This window comes from Mycobacterium sp. (assembly GCF_035633495.1).
Classification (GTDB): Bacteria; Actinomycetota; Actinomycetes; order Mycobacteriales; family Mycobacteriaceae; genus Mycobacterium.
Genome location: NZ_DASQEU010000016.1, coordinates 97441 through 113918, shown reverse-complemented (window position 1 = coordinate 113918; position 16478 = coordinate 97441). Strand labels below are relative to the sequence as shown.

Here is a 16478-nt window from a genome sequence, read left to right as displayed (position 1 = left end):
ATTTGGACGAACGGCCTACCCTGATGATCATGCTGACGGAGCTGGTCGGGCTGCCGGGCGGAACCTTCCGGATGGGGTCGACGGCCTTCTATCCGGAGGAGTCCCCCGTCCACACGGCAACCGTGTCCGCCTTCGCCGTCGAACGCCATCCCGTGACGAACGCGCAATACTCCCGCTTCGTCGAGGACACCGGGTACGTCACGGTCGCCGAGCGGCCCCTGGACCCGGCGCTCTACCCGGGAGTCGCGGCGGCCGACCTCGTGCCCGGCGCGCTGATCTTCCGGCCGACGCGGGGACCCGTCGACTTGCGGGACTGGCGGCAATGGTGGGACTGGGCGCCGGATGCCTCGTGGCGACAGCCGTTCGGTCCAGGGAGCACCATCGACGACCGTCTCGACCATCCCGTCGTCCAGGTTTCCTACGTCGATGCCGCGGCGTACGCGCAATGGGCTGGCCGCCGCTTGCCGACCGAAGCCGAGTGGGAGTATGCGGCGCAGGGCGGTGCGTCGACGACGTACGCGTGGGGTGAAGAGGCGACACCACACGGCGATCTGATGGCGAACACGTGGCAGGGCCGCTTCCCGTATCGCAACGAAGGTGCGAGGGGATGGGTGGGCACGTCGCCGGTCGGGGCGTTCCCGCCGAACGCGTTCGGACTGCGCGACATGATCGGCAACGTGTGGGAATGGACGTCGACGCGGTACTCCCTGCACCACCACACCGATGCCGGCTCGTCGAAGGGCTGCTGTACGCCGTCCCGCGAACCGGACCCGAGCGTGAACCAGACGCTGAAGGGCGGATCGCACCTTTGCGCGCCCCAGTACTGCCATCGCTACCGTCCGAGTGCGCGATCGTCACAGTCGCAGGACAGCGCCACCACGCACATCGGGTTTCGCTGCGTCACAGACGCCTGAGCAGAAGCCCCGTGGTGGCCCGCGTCAGCAGCCCATACTGTGGCGATGAGACTCTCCGGGCTGGTGACGGCGGCCATCGCCGTCGGTCTGATCAGCGGTTGCGCCGAGACGAGTGTCGGTCGTCCGATCGCCAGCCCGACCGACGACGTCTCCGCGACGGCCTCCCCGGCCACCTCCACGTCGACCTCCACCGCGACGAGCGTGCCGCCCCCCGAGTTCCCGACGATGGGCGTGACGCCGACCCTGCGTGCGAAGATCCCACCGAACGCCCTGGTGTGCCTTCCAGCCTCGGCGCCTGGCACGCCGGCCACGGCGCAGATCGGTGACGCCTCCGCACCCAGGATCGTCGTCTCGCTGCCCGACGGGTGGACCGCCGCCCCCGCCCCTGCGGGGCTGTCACTCACCGGACCGGACGGCATGTCTGGCACCGTCGACATCACCGAGACCGCCCTCGACCCGGCGGCGGCCTTCGAGAAGTACGCCGACGACGTCACGGCACGAGCACCGATCAGCAGCGTCAGCGTGCTGCCCGCCGAGAACTGCGGATTCAGCGGGCAGAGGCTGATGGGCGTCCTGTCGGGCGGCGCGGAAGGCAAGCAGACCTACGAGGACCGCATCGCCCACGTCTGGACCAATACGAAGGACTACCTGGTGGTCATCCACGTCGCGACGCCGCAGGGGTCGCCGGCCTTCGAAGCCGCGACGTCGGTGTTGACGGCGGACTTCACCGTTACCATCCCCTGAGAAACGCGCCGAGCAGGCAGACGTCCTGCGGTGATTTGGTGCATTGCCCGTGCTCACCTAGTATGTAGGGGTTGCCTCGGGCAGACCTCGGTGGCCGCTGAGTTTCACAGCGGAAGCCCTGCGTGCCCTTCGGTGACGAAGACCGCGTACGTCGAACAGCTTGGTACTGCTTGCCGTGCAAACAAATCGAGGAGATCTAGTGATTCAGCAGGAATCGCGGCTCAAGATCGCCGACAACACGGGCGCCAAGGAGATCTTGTGCATCCGCGTGCTCGGCGGCTCGGGTAGGCGTTACGCCGGCATCGGCGATGTCATCGTGGCGACCGTCAAGGACGCCATCCCCGGTGGCAACGTCAAGAAGGGCGAGGTCGTCAAGGCCGTCATCGTGCGCACCGTGAAGGAGCGCCGTCGCGCCGACGGCAGCTACATCAAGTTCGACGAGAACGCCGCCGTCATCATCAAGCCCGACAACGACCCGCGCGGCACCCGCATCTTCGGGCCCGTCGGTCGTGAGCTTCGCGAGAAGCGCTTCATGAAGATCGTCTCGCTGGCCCCGGAGGTGCTGTAAATGAAGGTGCACAAGGGTGACACCGTCCTCGTCATCTCGGGCAAGGACAAGGGTGCCAAGGGCAAGGTCCTCCAGGCCTACCCGACCCGCGAGAAGGTCCTCGTCGAGGGCGTCAACCGCATCAAGAAGCACACCGCCATCTCGCGTAACGAGCGTGGTGCATCCTCGGGCGGCATCGTCACGCAGGAGGCGCCCATCCACGTCTCCAACGTGATGGTCGTCGACTCGGACGGCAACCCGACCCGCATCGGCTACCGCTTCGACGAAGAGACCGGCAAGAAGGTCCGCGTGTCGAAGAAGAACGGCAAGGACATCTAGAGATGACGACTGCAGAAACCACGGAGAAGACTCTCCCCCGCCTCAAGCAGCGCTACCGCGACGAGATCAAGGGCGCGCTGAACGAACAGTTCAGCTACGACAACGTCATGCAGATTCCCGGCGTGGTCAAGGTCATCGTCAACATGGGTGTCGGCGACGCCGCCCGCGACGCCAAGCTGATCAACGGCGCCGTCAACGACCTCCAGCTGATCACCGGCCAGAAGCCCGAGATCCGCAAGGCGCGCAAGTCGATCGCCCAGTTCAAGCTTCGCGAGGGCATGCCGATCGGCGCCCGCGTGACACTGCGCGGCGACCGCATGTGGGAGTTCCTCGACCGGCTGGTCTCGATCAGCCTCCCGCGTATCCGCGACTTCCGCGGCTTGTCGCCCAAGCAGTTCGACGGCAGCGGCAACTACACCTTCGGGCTGACCGAGCAGTCGGTGTTCCACGAGATCGACGTGGACAGCATCGACCGCCCCCGCGGCATGGACATCACCGTCGTCACGTCGGCGACCAACGACGACGAAGGCCGGGCGCTCCTGCGTGCGCTGGGCTTCCCGTTCAAGGAGAACTGAGCAGATGGCAAAGAAGGCGCTGGTCAACAAGGCCAACAAGAAGCCGAAGTTCAAGGTTCGCGGCTACACGCGTTGCAACAAGTGTGGACGTCCGCATGCCGTGTACCGCAAGTTCGGCCTGTGCCGAATCTGTCTGCGGGAGATGGCACATGCCGGCGAACTGCCCGGTGTCCAGAAGTCCAGCTGGTAACAGCCCAACCTAATCAACCAACTTAGAGAAAGCGCGCGGCAGGCCCAGAGAACGGGAACCGCCGCGAGGAAGGTGAGCTGGCTGTCATGACCATGACGGACCCGATCGCAGACTTCTTGACACGTCTGCGCAACGCCAATTCGGCGTACCACGACGAGGTGACCCTGCCTCACTCGAAGATCAAGGTGCACATCGCCGAGATCCTCAAGGAGCAGGGCTACATCACCGACTTCCGCACCGAGGATGCTCGGGTCGGCAAGGCGCTCGTGGTGCAACTCAAGTACGGACCCAGTCGCGAACGCAGCATTGCGGGCTTGAAGCGGGTCTCCAAGCCCGGTCTGCGCGTGTACGCGAAGTCAACCAACTTGCCCCGCGTTCTCGGTGGCCTGGGCGTGGCGATCATCTCCACGTCCTCGGGTCTGCTCACCGACCGTCAAGCAGCACGACAAGGCGTGGGCGGCGAAGTCCTCGCGTACGTGTGGTAGCCGGGACTTTGGAGATATAGACATGTCGCGCATTGGAAAGCAGCCGGTCCCGGTCCCATCCGGGGTCGACGTGACGATCGACGGACAGAACGTGTCCGTCAAGGGGCCCAAGGGCACCCTGGCCCTGGACGTCGCCGAGCCGATCACGGTCGACCGTGATGACGACGGCGCCATCGTGGTCAATCGACCCGACGACGAGCGTCGCAGCCGTTCGCTGCACGGTCTGTCACGGACGTTGGTGGCCAACCTGGTCACCGGTGTCACCGAGGGTTACACCACGAAGATGGAGATCTTCGGCGTCGGCTACCGCGTGGTGCTCAAGGGCCAGACCCTCGAGTTCGCGCTCGGGTACAGCCACCCCGTGGTCATCGAAGCGCCCGAGGGCATCGCCTTCGCGGTGGAGACGCCCACCAAGTTCTCGATCACCGGCATCGACAAGCAGCAAGTCGGCCAGATCTCGGCGAACATCCGCCGCCTGCGTCGCCCGGACCCGTACAAGGGCAAGGGCGTTCGCTACGAAGGCGAGCAGATCCGCCGCAAGGTCGGAAAGACAGGTAAGTAGACCATGGCCAACACGAAGACAGATGTGGCGACCGTCAAGCGGAAGCCGGTGGGGCAGAGCGTCTCCGAGACCCGTCGGATTTCCCGGCTGCGTCGCCACTCCCGGCTGCGCAAGAAGGTCGCGGGCACCCCGGAGCGCCCGCGCCTGATGGTAAACCGCTCCTCGCGCCACATCCACGTGCAGTTGGTGGACGACCAGACCGGCACCACGCTGGCGGCGGCGTCCTCCATCGAAGCCGACGTGCGCGCGGTCGACGGCGACAAGAAGGCCCATAGCGTTCGGGTCGGACAGCTGATCGCGGAGCGTGCCAAGGCCGCCGGCGTCGACACCGTGGTGTTCGACCGCGGCGGCTACACCTACGGTGGCCGCATCGCCGCCCTGGCCGATGCCGCCCGCGAGAGCGGACTGAAATTCTGATGAAGACTCAAAACGGAAGGACTGCATGATGGCTGATCAGCCAGCAGCAGGAACCGGAGCGGCCGGCTCCACCGGCAGCCGGCCCCCACGCGGTGGCGGCGGCGGTGGTGACCGCGACGGTCGTGGTCGTCGCGACGACCGCGGTGGCCGTGGTGGCCGCGACGGCGGAGAGAAGAGCAACTTCCTCGAACGCGTCGTTGCCATCAACCGCGTGTCCAAGGTGGTCAAGGGCGGTCGGCGCTTCAGCTTCACCGCGCTGGTCATCGTCGGCGACGGCAACGGCATGGTCGGCGTCGGCTACGGCAAGGCCAAGGAAGTTCCCGCCGCGATCGCCAAGGGCGTCGAGGAAGCCCGCAAGAGCTTCTTCCGCGTGCCGCTGATCGGCGGCACCATCGTCCACCCCGTCCAGGGTGAGGCAGCAGCGGGTGTGGTCATGCTGCGTCCCGCCAGCGCGGGTACCGGCGTCATCGCCGGTGGCGCGTGCCGCGCGGTGCTGGAATGCGCTGGCGTGCACGACATCCTGGCCAAGTCGCTGGGCAGCGACAACGCGATCAACGTGGTTCACGCCACGGTTGCCGCGCTGAAGATGATCCAGCGTCCGGAGGAAGTGGCCGCTCGTCGCGGACTTTCGATCGAGGACGTCGCACCGTCGAGCATGCTCAAGGCGCGACGTGAGAGCGAAGCGCTGGCCGCCGCGGCAGCGCGTGAAGGATCGGCTTAAATCATGGCCAAGAACGAATCAACGCAGCTCAAGATCACCCAGGTGCGCGGCACCGTCGGCGTGCGCTGGAATCAGCGCGAGAGCCTGCGGACGCTCGGACTGCGGAAGATCCGCCAGTCGGTCGTCCGTGAGGACAGCCCGCAGACGCGCGGCCTGCTCGCCGTGGTCAACCACCTCGTAACGGTTGAGGAGGCCTGAAGAAGATGACCATCAAACTGCACGACCTTCGCCCGGCGCCCGGGTCGAAGACCGCGAAGACCCGTGTCGGTCGCGGTGACGGTTCGAAGGGCAAGACCGCAGGCCGCGGTACCAAGGGCACCAAGGCCCGCAAGAACGTTCCCGTGACGTTCGAGGGTGGGCAGATGCCGATCCACATGCGGCTGCCGAAGCTCAAGGGCTTCAAGAACCGGTTCCGCACCGAGTACGAGGTCGTCAACGTCGGCGACATCAACCGGCTCTTCCCCAAGGGCGGCACGGTCGGTGTCGACGAGTTGGTCGCCGCGGGCGCGGTTCGCAAGAACACCCTGGTGAAGGTTCTCGGCGAGGGCAAGCTGACCGTCAAGGTCGACCTGACCGCCCACAAGTTCAGTGGCAGCGCGCGCGAGAAGATCAGCGCCGCCGGCGGTTCGGTGACCGAGCTGTAACCCGCGAACAGTCCGCAAGCGGCTCCAGCAAGGGGCCCCGCACGCTCGGCGTGGCGGGGCCTCTTGCTGGAGCCGCTTGCGGACTGCTCGCGCCCGGGGTCGGGGCGCGACGTAGGTAGTCTCGGAAGTATGTTCAGCTTCCTCACCGATGTCCCGGGTACCGACGAGCTGCGCGCGATCGTGCGCAAGGTCGACACGGCGCGGCACCACGGCGTGCCCAGCGGTTGCGTGCTGGAGCTCGACCTGCAGTCGGTGCCTCAGGAGACCAGTGGTTTCGATCCGTTGGCGATGCTCACCGGCAACGGCAAGCCACTGTTGCTGCGGGAGGCGGTCGCCGCCATCCGTCGCGCGGCCAAGGACGAGCGCGTCGCCGGCCTGATCGCCCGCGTGCAGGTACCCGCTGCCTCGGCGGGTCCGGTGCAGGAACTTCGCGAGGCGATCGTCGAGTTCAGCGACGCCAAACCCTCACTGGCGTGGGCTGAAACCTATCCCGGCACGATGTCGTACTACCTGGCGTCGGCGTTCCGTGAAGTGTGGATGCAGCCGTCGGGCACGGTCGGACTGGTCGGTTTCGCGACCAATGCGCTCTTCCTGCGCGATGCGCTGGAGAAGGCAGGCGTCCAGGCCCAGTTCGTCGCACGCGGTGAATACAAGTCGGCGGCGAACCTCTTCACGCAGGAGAACTACACCGACGCGCATCGCGAGGCCGACGGGCGGCTCATCGAAAGCCTGCACGAGCAGGTGCTGGCCGCCGTCGCGGAATCACGCCACCTCGAGCCGGCCGACATCGACGCGCTCGCCGACAAGGCACCGTTGCTGCGCGACGACGCGGTGACCGGTCGCCTCGTCGACCGCATCGGATTCCGCGACGAGGCGTATGCCCGCATCGCCGAACTGACGGGCGCAACGGATGTTTCACCCGACGACGCCGACGCCCCGCCGCGCTTGTACCTGTCGCGCTACGCCCGCACCGCCACCTTCGGTCCCGCCCCATCACTGCCCGGCCGCAAGTCCAAGCCGACCATTGCCGTCGTGACACTGGCCGGGCCCATCGTCAGCGGACGCGGCGGGCGTCAACTGTCACCGCTGGGAACCTCCAGCGCGGGCGGCGACACGATTGCCGCTGCACTGCGCGAGGCGGGAGCCGACGACGACGTCTCGGCCATCGTCCTGCGGGTCGACAGTCCCGGCGGGTCGGTCACCGGATCGGAGACCATCTGGCGCGAAGTGGTTCGGCTCCGCGAGGCGGGCAAGCCGATCGTCGCGTCGATGGGCGCAGTCGCAGCCTCCGGCGGCTACTACGTCTCGATGGCTGCGGACGCGATCGTCGCCAACGCGGGCACGCTCACCGGATCGATCGGCGTCGTGACCGGCAAGCTGGTGGCGCGCGACCTCAAGGTGCGTCTCGGTATCGGCTCGGATTCGGTGCGCACCAATCGGAACGCCGACGCGTGGTCGGTCAACGCCCCGTTCACCGACGAGCAGCACGCACACGTCGAGGCCGAGGCCGACCTCTTTTACACCGACTTCGTGCAACGGGTCGCCGATGGCCGCGGCATGACGCCCGACGCCGTCGACGCCGTGGCCCGTGGGCGGGTCTGGACCGGGGCCGATGCCAAGGATCGCGGCCTCGTCGACGAACTCGGAGGCCTGCGCACCGCGATCGATCGCGCCAAGGTGCTTGCCGGGTTCGATGCCGACGCCGAGGTCAAACTCGTCGGACTGCCCGGGTCTTCTCTGCTGGACGTCCTGCGCCCCAAGCCTTCCTCGCAGCCCGCTGCGGCGTCGTTGCCGGATGCCTTCGGCGCGCTCGTCGGTCGATCTGCGGCGGCACTGCTCACGCAGGCCGAGCGATCGTTGACCGGGGTCAATGCGCTGTGGCTAGGAGATCATCGCTTCTGAACCTGGCCTCCCGTTGAGTTTGCTGTCGTGATGAGGTCGTGGGGAGCGCGACGGTAGGGCGCAGTGCTGAGTTGCGAGCAGTTGCCGACGTTCTGAGACGCGCAGTCGACGGGCCCGCGGGTCTGGCGATCACGGGTGAAGCCGGGATCGGCAAGACGACGGTGTGGTTGGACGTAGTGGATCATGCGCGCCGCGAAGGGTTTCGGGTCTCGTCGGCCCGCGCGGCCGAGGCGGAGTCGGTGCTTGCCTACGCCGCGGTCGCGGACCTCGTCGACGGCTTGTTGGACGGTGGAGACTCGGCTGTACTGGACGCCTTGCCGACGTTCCAGCGGATCGCGATCGATCGGGTGTTGCTGAGCGCGGCGGGCGACGGTCCGATGACCGACCAGAGGACGGCCGCGGCGGCGTTCACCGCGATCGTGGAGGCGTTGGCGGTCGAACAACCGGTGTTGTTGGCCATCGACGACGTGCAGTGGCTTGACTCCTCGAGCCGGACGGTGATCGCCTTCGCCGCTCGTCGGTTCAAGGGACGGGTGGCGGTGCTCTGCACCGAACGCACCGAGGGCCGCGGCTCGGACGCCTCGTCGTGGCTGCGGATGTCGCGGCTGGACGGGGTGGCATCGGTAGGGCTGGGCCCGTTGTCGCCTGGCGTGCTGCACGCGTTGCTCTCGGACCGTCTGGGTCGCGCGCTTCCACGGCCCACCATGACGCTCGGATGCACCGGAGGTGGCGGCGTCAACTCGATTCTGGGCGCTTTGACCGTGCAGACCGGCGTCGCTGCGTACACGGGTGATGAGCCGGTGGCCCGTCAGACGTCCACGCGCGCAGTGGTCTTGGCGGCACGGTGCGGTGCCCGCCGGACCGCCGAGGTCACGACGATGATGCTGGCTTTCTTGGAGGCATCGCTGGGGCGCCACGCGGAGGCGCTCCGAGTTCTCGACGCATTGATCGCGAAGTTTCCGAGCGCACCGACGGGTACCGAGATCATCTCTGCGATGTTCATTCCCGAAGCCGTCGAGTCGCTCGTGACCCTGGGGCGCGCGGGGGAGGCCGAGCCCATGACCGCGGCGTTGGAGGCCAACGGCGCCAGGCTGAACCGGCCGTGGATGTTGGCGGTGGGCGCGAGATGCCGGGCGATGATGCTGGCGGCGGGCGGCGATCTAGTCTCCGCCGAACGGGTCCTCCGGCATGCGGGCCGAGCACGACCGGTTGCCGATGCCGTTCGAGAAGGCTCGTACTCAACTGGTGCTCGGGCAGATTCTGCGACGCAGGAAGCAGAAGCAGGCAGCAACGGAGACGCTCGCCGAGGCGCGCTCGGCATTCGAGGAGCTCGGTACGCCGCTGTGGGCAGCCAGGGCGCGCGCCGATCTCGATCGCATGCGAGCCGCGCCCGCCGGGGCGTCCGCCCTGACACCCGCCGAGCGACGGGTGGCAGAGCGAGCGGCGGCAGGGTTGTCCAATCGGGAGATCGCCGCTGAACTCTTCATCGCGGTGAAGACGGTGGAGACCAGCCTGAGCAGCGCCTATCGCAAGCTCGGCATTCGGTCCAGGGTCCAGCTCCTCACCAGCCTGGCGCCGTGATGCCGGCTCAGCCCTTCAGCACCGCACTGACGTATCTCAGGTCCGCGAAGATCGCCGACATCTCGTCATCGGGGAACTCGAATCCGTTGGCCGCGTATGCTTCCCGCATCGGCAACACCGACACTTCCCAGCCTCGGGCAGCCAGGTAGTCGACCACGTTGCTGCGTTCGCCCTGGTACACGAGGTCGGCCATCTCGATGTCGGATCCAAGTTGCTTCAGTCGCTCCGACATGCGCTGCGAGCGCTCGTCGGTGAATGCGTTCAGGTCGGGAACGTGCTCGGTGGCCAGCCGGCTGCCCGGTGCCGAGAGGGCGGTGATGGCATCGAACAGCCTGTCCTGGGCTTCGGAGGGCAGATAGATCAACAGGCCCTCCGCGCTCCACGCCGTCGGCTGCGTCGGATCGAAGCCGTTGTCCTTCAACGCTTTCGGCCAATCTTCGCGCAGATCGATTGCAACGGTGCGATGCGTCGCCTTCGGTGCCGCACCGATTCCGTCCAGTGTCGTCGTCTTGAACTCGATGACCTCTGGCTGGTCCACCTCGTAGACGACCGTGCCGTCCGGCCACGGGAGTCGATAGCCGCGCGCGTCGAGACCTGCGGCGAGGATCACGGCCTGCCGCACCCCGGCGGCCGCACCGTCGAGGAACATCTGATCGAAGAATCGGGTGCGGATCGCCATGCCCTCAGCGGACCGGCGAGCCGTGAACGCCGGGTCCACGTCGGCGAAGTCGAGTTCGCCGTCGAGCATCCGGGTGAACAGGCCGACGCCGACGGCTCGCACCAGTGGTTCGGCGTAGGGGTCGTCGATGAGTTTCTCGCGGTGGCCCAGCGCGCGCTGCGCCGCCACCATCGTGGCCGTCGCTCCCACGCTCGAGCCCAAATCCCAGGTGTCGCCTTCGGTTCTTGCCATGTGATCCCTCCTCTACTTCCGTGTTGCTGCCAGGTATCCGGCATCGCCGCCGAACGCCGCGAGCTCGTCGTCGGGCAATTCGAAACCGTTGGCGGCGTAGGCGTCTGCGGTCGTGCGAACGTCATTCTGCCAGCCGTGTGACGCGAGATAGTCGGCGGCGCCGTGGCGCTCACCCGTGTAGAACAGCTCGGCCAGATTGATGCCGGAGCCCATCCCCTTCGTCCGTTCGGTGAGCTTGTCCGCCCAATCGGCAGGCAGTCCGCGCATGTCCGTGTGTTCGGTCGCCACCTGGCTGCCCGGCGGCGAAAGGTCGGTGATGTGGTCGAAGAGCCGGTCCTGTGCCTCCGGCGGCAGGTAGACGAGCAGGCCCTCGGCGCTCCACACCGTCGGTGCATCGGGGTCGAAACCCGACTCCCGGAGGGCCGCCGGCCAGTCGTCGCGCAGGTCGATCGCGACGGTGCGGCGCTCCGCGGTGCGCTGGGCCCCGAGGTCGGCCAGCGTGCGCGTCTTGAATGCGATGACCTCCGGTTGGTCGATCTCGTAGACGACGGTCCCGGCCGGCCACGGCAACCGGTAGGCCCTGGTGTCGAGCCCGGAGGCCAGGATCACGGCCTGTCGGATGCCGGAAGCGGTTGCCGCGGTGAAGAAGTCGTCGAAATAGCGGGTCCGCACGGCGATCTGTTCGTTCATCGCCTGGCGGTTCAACAGGGGATCGTCGGCCGCATCGAGCTCGCCGTCGACGAGCTTGACGAAGGTGTCGATCCCGACGGAGCGGACCAGCGGTTTCGCCCACGTGTCGTAGAGGAGGGCGTCGGGACCCTTGGAGGCCGTCGCGCGGGAGGCGGCGACCGCCGTGGCGGTCAGGCCCACGCTGGAGGCCAGGTCCCAGCTGTCTCCCTCGTGTCTGAAGTCGGTGCGCGTCACGGTGTGTCTCCTTCGTCGAGGGTGGCGATGACGGATAGCGAATTGCGCAGTGGCTCGAGTGCTTCGGCGTCGGGGAAGTCGCGGCCGTATGCGGCGAACACGTCGGGGCGGGAGCGGGCTGAGGTGTGCCAGCCCTTCGCGCTCAAGTAGTCCACGACGGGCGTGCGCTCGCCGCCGTAGAACAGGTCGGGAAGATCGACGTCGAAACCATGGTCGCGCCAGTGGTCGGTGACCGCAGCGGCTCGGTCGCCGAGGAACGCCCCGCCGTCGGGGTGGTACTCGGTCGCGATCCGACTTCCCGCGACGCTGAGCTCGGTGATGTCGTCGAACAGCCGGTCCTGAGCCTCCGGCGGCAGATAGACCAGCAGACCCTCGGCACTCCACGCAGTCGGTGCGCCGGGGTCGAAACCCGCCTTCCGCAGGGCCCCCGGCCAATCGTGGCGAAGGTCGACGGCGACGGCGCGGCGTTCGGCGGTGGGGGTCGCGCCGATCGCCGTCATCGCCGCCGTCTTCGGTCCGATGACCTGAGGCTGGTCGATCTCGAAGACCACGGTGCCTGGCGGCCATGGCAAGCGGTAGGCCCGTGAATCCAGACCGGAGGCCAGGATGACCGCCTGCTGCACGCCGGCCCGGGTGGCGTCGAGGAAGAAGTCGTCGAAGAACCGGGTGCGCTCCTGCCGCGTCATCCGGCACCTCCACACGTTAGTTAGCTGATATAACGAGCCGTTCGCGACTGTACGCTTTGTTCCTGATGCGCCAATCGGGCCGCCATCGCGCCGATCGGGTGAGGGTCCGACCGGCGGCAACTGTTACCCTCATAGACTGTTCCAACGCGCGATTGCGCTGGCTTCAGGCATGACTGTGCGCCGGCGGACGGATCGCTCAGGACTTACCCACAACGCGCTGGTCGGACCAGCCCCATCGGCACGCCGCGACACGAACCCGGCTGCGCAGGAGGAAGAGTGCTTTCGGCTTTCATTTCGTCGTTGCGGACGGCCGACCTCCGACGGAAGATTCTCTTCACGCTGGGCATCGTCATCCTCTATCGGGTCGGTGCCACGCTGCCGTCCCCCGGCGTCAACTACCCCAACGTGCAGAAGTGCATCGAGCAGGTCCAGGGCGGGGACTCCGCGCAGATCTACTCGCTGATCAACCTCTTCTCCGGCGGCGCACTGCTGCAGCTGTCGGTGTTCGCGGTGGGCGTGATGCCCTACATCACTGCCAGCATCATCGTGCAGCTACTCACCGTGGTGATCCCGCGCTTCGAGCAGCTGCGCAAGGAAGGCCAGTCCGGCCAGGCCAAGATGACGCAGTACACGCGCTACCTGGCGGTGGCGCTGGCGCTGCTGCAGGGCACCTCGATCGTGGCGCTGGCCGCCAACGGCGGGCTGCTGCAGGGCTGCACCCTCGACATCATCTCCAACTCCTCGATCTTCACCCTGGTCGTCATCGTGCTGGTGCTGACCGCGGGCGCGTCGCTGGTGATGTGGATGGGCGAGCTCGTCACCGAGCGCGGCATCGGCAACGGCATGTCGCTGCTGATCTTCGCCGGCATCGCCGCCCGCATCCCGTCCGAGGGCAAGATGATCCTCGACGGCCGCGGACCGACCGTCTTCACCATGGTCTGCATCGCCGCGCTGATCATCATCGTCGGCGTGGTCTTCGTCGAGCAGGGCCAGCGCCGCATCCCGGTGCAGTACGCCAAGCGGATGGTCGGGCGGCGCATGTACGGCGGCACGTCGACCTATCTGCCGCTAAAGGTCAACCAGGCCGGCGTCATCCCCGTCATCTTCGCCTCGTCGTTGATCTACATACCGCATCTGATCACCCAGTTGATCTCGAGCGGCAGCGCCAATGCGGGCACCGGGTGGTGGGACAAGTTCGTCGCGGACTACCTGACCAACCCGGCCAGCCCGGTGTACATCGCGTTCTACTTCGGCCTGATCGTCTTCTTCACGTACTTCTACGTGTCGATCACGTTCAACCCCGACGAGCGCGCTGACGAGATGAAGAAGTTCGGCGGCTTCATCCCCGGCATTCGTCCCGGCAAGCCAACTGCCGACTACCTGCGATACGTTCTGAGTCGCATCACCCTGCCAGGCTCGATCTACCTGGGTGTGATCGCCGTTCTGCCGAACCTCTTCCTCGAGATCGGCAACACCGGCAGCGTGCAGAACCTGCCGTTCGGTGGCACCGCGGTACTGATCATGGTCGGCGTCGGTCTGGACACGGTGAAGCAGATCGAGAGCCAGCTCATGCAGCGCAACTACGAAGGGTTCCTCAAGTGAGAATGGTTCTGCTGGGGCCGCCGGGCGCGGGCAAGGGCACGCAGGCGGAGAAGCTGTCCGAGAAGCTGGGCATTCCGCAGATCTCCACGGGCGACCTGTTTCGGCACAACATCAGCAACGGAACCAAGCTGGGCCTGGAGGCCAAGAAGTACCTCGACGCCGGGGACCTGGTGCCCGCCACGCTGACCAATGCCCTGGTCGACGACAGGCTCAACGACGAGGACGTCGCCGGGGGATTCATCCTCGACGGCTTCCCGCGGTCGGTGGAACAGGCCGAAGCGCTGCGCGAGATGCTCGCCGCACGCGACCTGAAGCTCGACGCGGTGCTGGAGTTCCGGGTCTCCGAGGACGAGCTGCTCGACCGCCTCAAGAGCCGCGGCCGCGCCGACGACACCGAGGACGTCGTCCTCAACCGCATGAAGGTCTACCGCGACGAGACCGCTCCGCTCCTGGAGTACTACTCCGACGAGCTGAAGACGGTCGACGCCGTCGGTTCCCTCGACGAGGTGTTCGCCCGCGCGTTGCGCGCTCTCGGCAAGTAGTCCCATGATCGGACTGCCCGGCCTTCGCGGCCGCAAGGTCGTCACCCAGCGCAGCGCGGGTGAACTGGACGCCATGGCTGCGGCCGGGGCCCTGGTGGCTGCGGCGCTGCGGGCCGTGCGCCATGCGGCCCAACCGGGGGTGTCGACGCTCGATCTCGACGCCGTCGCAGAAGCGGTCATCCGCGACGGCGGTGGGATTCCCTCGTTCCTGGGGTATCACGGGTTTCCCGCAAGCATCTGCTCGTCGGTCAACGACCGCGTGGTGCACGGCATCCCCTCGGCGGACGAGGTGCTGGCCGCCGGCGATCTGGTGTCCATCGACTGCGGCGCGATCCTCGACGACTGGCACGGGGACTCCGCGGTCACCTTCGGCGTCGGCTCGCTCATCGGAGCCGACGAGGCGCTGTCCGAGGCCACCCGATCCGCCATGGAGGCGGGCATCGCCGCCATGGTGCCGGGCAACAGGCTCACCGATGTGTCCCACGCCATCGAGGTCGAGACCCACGCTGCCGAGGTGCGACACGACCGCAGGTACGGCATCGTCGCGGGCTACGGCGGACACGGCATCGGCAGAAGCATGCACATGGATCCGTTCCTGCCCAACGAGGGATCGCCCGGCCGCGGACCGCACCTGGTGCCCGGGTCGGTGCTCGCGATCGAACCGATGCTGACGCTGGGCACCACGAAGACCATCGTGCTCGAGGACGAGTGGACCGTCGTCACCGCCGACGGCACCCGCGCCGCGCATTGGGAACACACCGTCGCCGCGACCGATGACGGGCCCCGCATCCTGACGCTGTAGGGCTTTCGCCGTTGAGATAGCGCTGGCGGCGAGAACGTGCGAGTAGCTCTCGCCGCCAGCGGCATCTCGACGATGTGAACCTTGCAGGCGTCCGCTGCGTGTTAACTGGCGGAGGTTGCACATGGACGATCCGGAGGCCGCCATGATGCGCGTGCTCTACGACGAGCACGCCGCCGCATTGTGGCGCTACGCCCTGCGGCTCACCGGTGACCATGCACGCGCCGAGGACGTCGTCCAGGAGACGCTGCTTCGGGCCTGGCGCCACCCAGAGGTCACCGATGACGCCGAACGGTCGGCGCGGGGGTGGCTGTTCACCGTGGCCCGTAACATGATCATCGACGAGCGGCGGAGTGCAAGGTTCCGCCACGAGTCCAGCACCGCCGACGTCGAGGCGATCGCGGAACGGGCAGGTCCGGACGAAGTGGACACCGCATTGGACAAGCTGCTCCTCAGCACCGCATTGAGCCAACTGTCCGACGACCACCGCGCAGTCATCCTTCGCGCTTACTACCAGGGGTGGAGCGTCGCGCAGACTGCGGCGGATCTGCAGATCGCCGAGGGCACCGTGAAGTCCCGGCTGCACTACGCGGTGCGGGCGTTGCGCCTGAGCTTGCAGGAAATAGGGGTGACACGATGACGCAGTCCGGTGGACACCATGGTTTCGAACTTGCGGACGGCGACCGTTACGCGACGTGGGACGCGGCATACGTGCTCGGCTCGCTCTCGAGCACCGAACGCCGGGAATTCGAAGCCCACCTCGCGACGTGTGACAGTTGCCGTGCCGCCGTCGCCGATCTGATTGGGATGCCGGCACTGCTGGGCCTCCTCAGCGCCGAGGACGTGCGGGGTTTGGAGCGCGAACAGACCGAACCCCCGCCGTTGCGGGCCGAGGTGCTGACGTCCGTTCTGGACAAGGTGCGGTGGCGTAGGCGGCGGTCGCGGTGGCTGACGTCTGCCGCAGTTGGGATGGCCGCCGCGCTTCTGGCGGTCGGATTGGTCGTCGCGATCCGGCCCGAGATCGTGGGACTTCAGAGCGGTACGACGACACAACCCGTCGCCCAGTTGGAGATGAGCAAGGTCGCGCCAACCCCGTTCAGTGCCACGGTGTCTCTGAGCAGTTTCGCGTGGGGCACGCGCATTGACATGGCGTGCACGTACGGCCAGTGGTCGGGCGGTCGAGACGCTACGGCGAGCAACCTCGGCATGGTGGTCGTCGGCCGCGACGGCAGTCGAACCCAGGTCGCGACGTGGCTCGGGCTGTCCGGCGCCACTGCGCTGCCCAGCGGCAATACTACAATGCCGAAGGACGAAATCGCCTCCTTGGAACTGGTTTCCGTCGATTCCGGACAGGTCCTGCTCGAACGTCAACTGTGAATTCTCACTCGCGGTGA

Annotated in this window: 22 protein-coding genes and 1 pseudogene; 20 read left to right on the top strand and 3 right to left on the bottom strand. The window is 67.1% G+C overall.

Features of this window, described 5'->3' with window-relative positions:
* Positions 1-29: 29 nt before the first annotated feature.
* The 15 genes from VET27_RS03355 to VET27_RS03285 all read left to right on the top strand — a co-directional run bounded on the left by VET27_RS03355 (position 30) and on the right by VET27_RS03285 (position 9621).
* Positions 30-914 carry a formylglycine-generating enzyme family protein gene (locus VET27_RS03355; RefSeq protein WP_526515110.1) on the top strand — a complete coding sequence of 295 codons (885 nt, stop codon included), beginning with the start codon at positions 30-32 and terminating at the stop codon, positions 912-914.
* A gap of 45 nt (positions 915-959) precedes the next feature.
* On the top strand, positions 960-1658 hold the full coding sequence (locus tag VET27_RS03350; protein WP_526515108.1) for a hypothetical protein: 699 nt from the start codon (positions 960-962) through the stop codon (positions 1656-1658).
* 199 nt (positions 1659-1857) lie between these two features.
* On the top strand, positions 1858-2226 hold the full coding sequence (gene rplN / locus VET27_RS03345) for a 50S ribosomal protein L14 (protein ID WP_056557578.1): 369 nt from the start codon (positions 1858-1860) through the stop codon (positions 2224-2226).
* Positions 2227-2544 (top strand): 50S ribosomal protein L24, encoded by a 318-nt coding sequence (gene rplX, locus VET27_RS03340; protein ID WP_526515106.1) that lies wholly within the window; start codon positions 2227-2229, stop codon positions 2542-2544.
* Positions 2545-2546: 2 nt separating this feature from the next.
* Entirely contained in the window at positions 2547-3119 is a 573-nt protein-coding gene (gene rplE, locus VET27_RS03335) for a 50S ribosomal protein L5 (protein WP_526515104.1), read from the top strand.
* A 4-nt stretch (positions 3120-3123) separates the two neighbouring features.
* Positions 3124-3309, top strand: a complete 186-nt coding sequence (locus VET27_RS03330) for a type Z 30S ribosomal protein S14 (RefSeq protein WP_079925896.1) — start codon at positions 3124-3126, stop codon at positions 3307-3309.
* 86 nt (positions 3310-3395) lie between these two features.
* Complete coding sequence (rpsH, locus tag VET27_RS03325) at positions 3396-3794, top strand: 30S ribosomal protein S8 (protein ID WP_140690905.1); 399 nt, start codon at positions 3396-3398, stop codon at positions 3792-3794.
* A 22-nt stretch (positions 3795-3816) separates the two neighbouring features.
* Complete coding sequence (gene rplF / locus VET27_RS03320; RefSeq protein ID WP_526515101.1) at positions 3817-4356, top strand: 50S ribosomal protein L6; 540 nt, start codon at positions 3817-3819, stop codon at positions 4354-4356.
* Between the two features lie 48 nt (positions 4357-4404).
* A complete protein-coding gene (gene rplR / locus VET27_RS03315; RefSeq protein ID WP_526515153.1) occupies positions 4405-4773 on the top strand; it encodes a 50S ribosomal protein L18 in 369 nt (122 codons plus the stop codon).
* 28 nt (positions 4774-4801) lie between these two features.
* A complete protein-coding gene (rpsE, locus tag VET27_RS03310) occupies positions 4802-5494 on the top strand; it encodes a 30S ribosomal protein S5 (RefSeq protein ID WP_526515099.1) in 693 nt (230 codons plus the stop codon).
* A 3-nt stretch (positions 5495-5497) separates the two neighbouring features.
* Positions 5498-5692 (top strand): 50S ribosomal protein L30, encoded by a 195-nt coding sequence (gene rpmD / locus VET27_RS03305; protein ID WP_526515097.1) that lies wholly within the window; start codon positions 5498-5500, stop codon positions 5690-5692.
* 5 nt (positions 5693-5697) lie between these two features.
* Positions 5698-6138 carry a 50S ribosomal protein L15 gene (gene rplO / locus VET27_RS03300; RefSeq protein ID WP_526515095.1) on the top strand — a complete coding sequence of 147 codons (441 nt, stop codon included), beginning with the start codon at positions 5698-5700 and terminating at the stop codon, positions 6136-6138.
* 129 nt (positions 6139-6267) lie between these two features.
* Positions 6268-8040 carry a signal peptide peptidase SppA gene (sppA, locus tag VET27_RS03295; RefSeq protein ID WP_526515093.1) on the top strand — a complete coding sequence of 591 codons (1773 nt, stop codon included), beginning with the start codon at positions 6268-6270 and terminating at the stop codon, positions 8038-8040.
* Between the two features lie 71 nt (positions 8041-8111).
* Positions 8112-9518 (top strand): AAA family ATPase, encoded by a 1407-nt coding sequence (locus tag VET27_RS03290; RefSeq protein ID WP_526515091.1) that lies wholly within the window; start codon positions 8112-8114, stop codon positions 9516-9518.
* Entirely contained in the window at positions 9493-9621 is a 129-nt protein-coding gene (locus VET27_RS03285; protein ID WP_526515089.1) for a response regulator transcription factor, read from the top strand. The genes VET27_RS03290 and VET27_RS03285 overlap by 26 nt, the downstream gene beginning before the upstream one ends.
* Positions 9622-9628: 7 nt before the next feature.
* On the opposite strand, the gene VET27_RS03280 is transcribed toward VET27_RS03285, so the two are convergent.
* From VET27_RS03280 to VET27_RS03270, 3 genes and pseudogenes are all read right to left on the bottom strand, one after another.
* A complete protein-coding gene (locus tag VET27_RS03280) occupies positions 9629-10531 on the bottom strand; it encodes a class I SAM-dependent methyltransferase (RefSeq protein ID WP_526515087.1) in 903 nt (300 codons plus the stop codon).
* A gap of 12 nt (positions 10532-10543) precedes the next feature.
* A complete protein-coding gene (locus VET27_RS03275) occupies positions 10544-11455 on the bottom strand; it encodes a class I SAM-dependent methyltransferase (RefSeq protein WP_526515085.1) in 912 nt (303 codons plus the stop codon).
* A pseudogene (locus tag VET27_RS03270) lies at positions 11452-12126 on the bottom strand (SAM-dependent methyltransferase); the annotation flags it as partial. The gene VET27_RS03275 and the pseudogene VET27_RS03270, both read right to left, overlap by 4 nt.
* Positions 12127-12417: 291 nt before the next feature.
* Here VET27_RS03270 and secY point away from each other — a divergent pair.
* The 5 genes from secY to VET27_RS03245 all read left to right on the top strand — a co-directional run bounded on the left by secY (position 12418) and on the right by VET27_RS03245 (position 16461).
* On the top strand, positions 12418-13743 hold the full coding sequence (gene secY / locus VET27_RS03265) for a preprotein translocase subunit SecY (RefSeq protein ID WP_526515083.1): 1326 nt from the start codon (positions 12418-12420) through the stop codon (positions 13741-13743).
* Complete coding sequence (locus tag VET27_RS03260) at positions 13740-14285, top strand: adenylate kinase (protein ID WP_526515081.1); 546 nt, start codon at positions 13740-13742, stop codon at positions 14283-14285. The genes secY and VET27_RS03260 overlap by 4 nt, the downstream gene beginning before the upstream one ends.
* 4 nt (positions 14286-14289) lie before the next feature.
* Positions 14290-15087, top strand: a complete 798-nt coding sequence (gene map / locus VET27_RS03255; RefSeq protein WP_526515079.1) for a type I methionyl aminopeptidase — start codon at positions 14290-14292, stop codon at positions 15085-15087.
* 121 nt (positions 15088-15208) lie between these two features.
* On the top strand, positions 15209-15724 hold the full coding sequence (locus tag VET27_RS03250) for an RNA polymerase sigma factor (protein ID WP_526515077.1): 516 nt from the start codon (positions 15209-15211) through the stop codon (positions 15722-15724).
* Entirely contained in the window at positions 15721-16461 is a 741-nt protein-coding gene (locus VET27_RS03245) for an anti-sigma factor family protein (RefSeq protein WP_526515075.1), read from the top strand. The genes VET27_RS03250 and VET27_RS03245 overlap by 4 nt, the downstream gene beginning before the upstream one ends.
* Positions 16462-16478 lie beyond the last annotated feature (17 nt).